Annotated in this window: 2 protein-coding genes and 1 pseudogene; all 3 read right to left on the bottom strand. The window is 52.2% G+C overall.

Annotated features, from left to right (window positions below):
• Positions 1 to 99 precede the first annotated feature (99 nt).
• The gene (bcsG, locus tag ACUU1I_RS20065; protein ID WP_000191561.1) at positions 100 to 1,779 is read right to left on the bottom strand and encodes a cellulose biosynthesis protein BcsG; all 1,680 of its coding nucleotides are present in this window, start codon (positions 1,777 to 1,779) and stop codon (positions 100 to 102) included.
• Positions 1,776 to 1,967: a cellulose biosynthesis protein BcsF gene (bcsF, locus tag ACUU1I_RS20060; protein WP_000988299.1), complete on the bottom strand. Its 192-nt coding sequence runs from the start codon at positions 1,965 to 1,967 to the stop codon at positions 1,776 to 1,778. Before bcsF ends, bcsG begins: the two co-directional genes overlap by 4 nt.
• Positions 1,964 to 3,052 (bottom strand): annotated as a pseudogene (gene bcsE, locus ACUU1I_RS20055) (cellulose biosynthesis protein BcsE); the annotation flags it as partial. The gene bcsF and the pseudogene bcsE, both read right to left, overlap by 4 nt.

Genomic DNA, 3,052 nt, shown 5'->3' with positions numbered 1-3,052 from the left:
TAAGCGGAAGTAACGTGTCATGCGGGCGTCAGGCTGCCGTAATGGCAATTTGCGCCCGGATCAGGCCGCAGAGGTTAAACTCTGCGGCCTTTTTCGTGCTTACTGCGGGTAAGGCACCCAGTCGCCGCCGTTCAGGCGAACGTACGGTTTATCTTGGTATTGAATAACTACTGCATTTGAGTTCTCGGAGACCGGTGCTGTTTGTGGCAACCCACTGGTGAGTTTTTTCCAGTCAACATTGTCTTCGGTGAAAATCTTGCCATCAAGAACGCGAACCACCAGATCGGAGATAGCCAGGAAGCTGCTCGGTTGGTCAATGACAATCGGTGCCCCCTGATGTGGTGCCTTCATGCCGAAGAATTTCACCCCAACGGGGACGTCTGTGATAGACGGGCTAGGGATATCACGTAGGCCAGATACCTGCATTCTGTCGCCCTTCAGCGCGCCGCCGTGTTCCGGCACCACGACCACCATCACTTTACGACCCGATTTCTCCAGTTCAGTAAAGAAGGCGTCCAGTTCATCAAAGAATTTCTGCGCCCGCGCTTTGTAATCCGCTGTTTTGCTGACCCCCGGATAATGGTTGCCGTCATGCAGTGGAAGCGTGTTGTAGAACGTGGCACTACGGCTGTTTTTATCTTTTTCGGTAACGTCCAGCCAGCGGTTAAGCACGGCGGTATCGTCATAAACCGGCGAACCATCAAAGCCCAGCAAAATAACCGGCAGATTTGTTTGATCCATCAATTCAGTCTGCATGCCGCCATTTTCGCGAACTTCTTTCAAAAAACCGCCGAACTGGCCGTTATGTCCCATCATCAGGTGCTGGGTAAAGCCCAGTTTCGAAAGGTTATCAAACAGATAGCAGTCGTTATTTGCCGGTTGATACAGATTAGTGTGCGAAGTCTGCCCGCAGCTGGCGCGCAGTAAACGGATCGCCGCCGGGCCACTGTAGGAGGTGGCGGAGTTAAAGTTCTTGAACTCAATATCGAAATGCGACCACAGTGGATGCGACATCAACCCGGCGGCTTCTATATCCGACCAGGAAAGCGAACAGATGTTAATCACCAGTAGTTCAAATGGCTGAGCATCAGCGGGCAGCGAAGACGGGAAGGTCGATTTACGTTTCGCCTCCGCGTTATAGAAATTATTCAGCCAGGCGTTAAGGTTCGCCGTTGTTGGCGGTGCAGTTTGTGCGGGCATATCACCCACTACCGGTGCGCCACCCGTCGCCGCAACGGTTGCCGCTGCGTTACCACCCGTCGTTGTTACAGTGGTCGTCGGTTGTCCGGCTGGCCACAAGGAGAAACTTGGTCCCGCCAGGGTAAGTACGTTCAGCCATAGCAGTATGGCAACCACAAAAACGGTAATGCGAATCCATTGTGACAGGAATAACCAGGCCACTAATAAAACAAAAATGGCCCCAATCATCTGCCAGTTAATAAAGCGTGTGACAAGGTCGATTAAATAATCGGTACTGAACCCCGCCACCTGCGAACCCTGGCTCATTATGCTTTCCGGGCCAAGCAACCAGGTGTCATGCCAGAACAAAGCAAAGCCGATCGGCAGGGCAATCCAGTGGCGCAAGCGATGCAGGCTGTAACGCGGAATGGGCATCAGCAGAAACGCGGCAAACACCAAATTGAGGAGCGGGTGGAAGTTAAGATATCCCGCCCACAACAGGCCAAACTTAACCAGAAAATAGAAGTTCCAGCCGGAAAGGCCGCGCCAGTATTGCCAGAGGGAAGAAGGCATGGCGGTATTTTGCGTAAATTGAGTCATTTTTTGGTTGCCCTGGCTTTTTCCGTGCGGCGTAACGTCCCGGCCGGTTTAACATAACGAGGTTTAGCAAAGAACAAACGTAAGGTGTCGCGAATGCGTCGCAAAGAGTGCCGCGCCAGATAGCCCAGCGGGAAAAATATCAGTGCGCAAACGATAATAATTTCAATGATATCGCTGATGGTCATCATGATGAGCGCTCCACAGCATCATCTAACAGTCGCATGGGTTCTGGTATTCGTCGCCAGTGGCGACCATCGTGCTCGGCATTGATGACCGGTTTAGAACTTTGCGTTAAAGGCAGCGGCATTCCCCATTGTTCTGGGGCAAGCAGGCGCATCTGCACCAGCTCGGCACTGATTTGATCATCTTCAAACCAGACCATACGGTTTGAGAAAATGTCGCCAGTAGGCAATGGGAAAATATGATTCAACGCGGTATCCAGATCGTTAATCCGACAGAATGAGAGAAACAGCACCAGCCGATTACCGCCAATGGTCATGATATCGCCGGTACGGTTAGGGCGACATAGCGTCAGGGCTTGCTCAACGCGGATACCCGGTACCGGACGTAGGGCAACCAGAACGCCTTTACCGTGGGCAGGCAAGAGAGGGTTATTCATCATGTTGTTGACGGCATTACAGAACACATCCCACTTCTGGAAACCACGCAGTTTGAGCGGCTGGGTCATTGACAGCAAGGTAGTGATATCTTCCGGTACATAGCGACTAAACTTCTGCCCTTACACGCTTTCGATCATCGTCAGACAACGGGAGAGTGGCGCATTCCACGGAATAACCATATTTGCACCGCAGGCCAATAACAAACGTTCATCGGTGGCGCGCAGGCTAGCGGTATTTTCCCGCACGAGGATTTTCATCGCACTACCGCGCTGGCGACGCAGGGTATGAATGCTGCGGGCCAGTGGCTCGATTTGCGCATTTTGCTGTAAAGAAAAGACCACCGTCGCCGCCTGAGCGGTACGGGCTTCATTGAACAGGACTTCGTTATTGTTGAACAGTTGCCAGTGTTCCGATAGCGGCGGCGCACCTTCCAGTACAGCAACATTACTCAGAATGCGTTTTTCGTCGCTGCGTGGTTGGATCTCCGCCTCTTCGCTTTGAACTAATGTCCAGATACCATTTTGTTGCTGAACGCTAAGCTGCTGACGGGCGCTGACCCCTTTTTCGTTGCACCAGAAGGCAATATCCAGCAAATGTTGGTCACCCTGAAAACGCAAACTGGCAAGACCAAAAAGTGAACGGTATTCCTCAAG

Source organism: Shigella sp. SIG3, assembly GCF_053555855.1.
Note: the sequence above shows the minus strand (reverse complement) of the source record. Positions and strands in the feature narration are given on the sequence as shown.

What these genes read in the sequence shown, in the direction of transcription:
- bcsG (WP_000191561.1), bottom strand. Translation starts at nt 1,779, where the DNA reads ATGACTCAATTTACGCAAAATACCGCCATGCCTTCTTCCCTCTGGCAA.
- bcsF (WP_000988299.1), bottom strand. Translation starts at nt 1,967, where the DNA reads ATGATGACCATCAGCGATATCATTGAAATTATTATCGTTTGCGCACTG.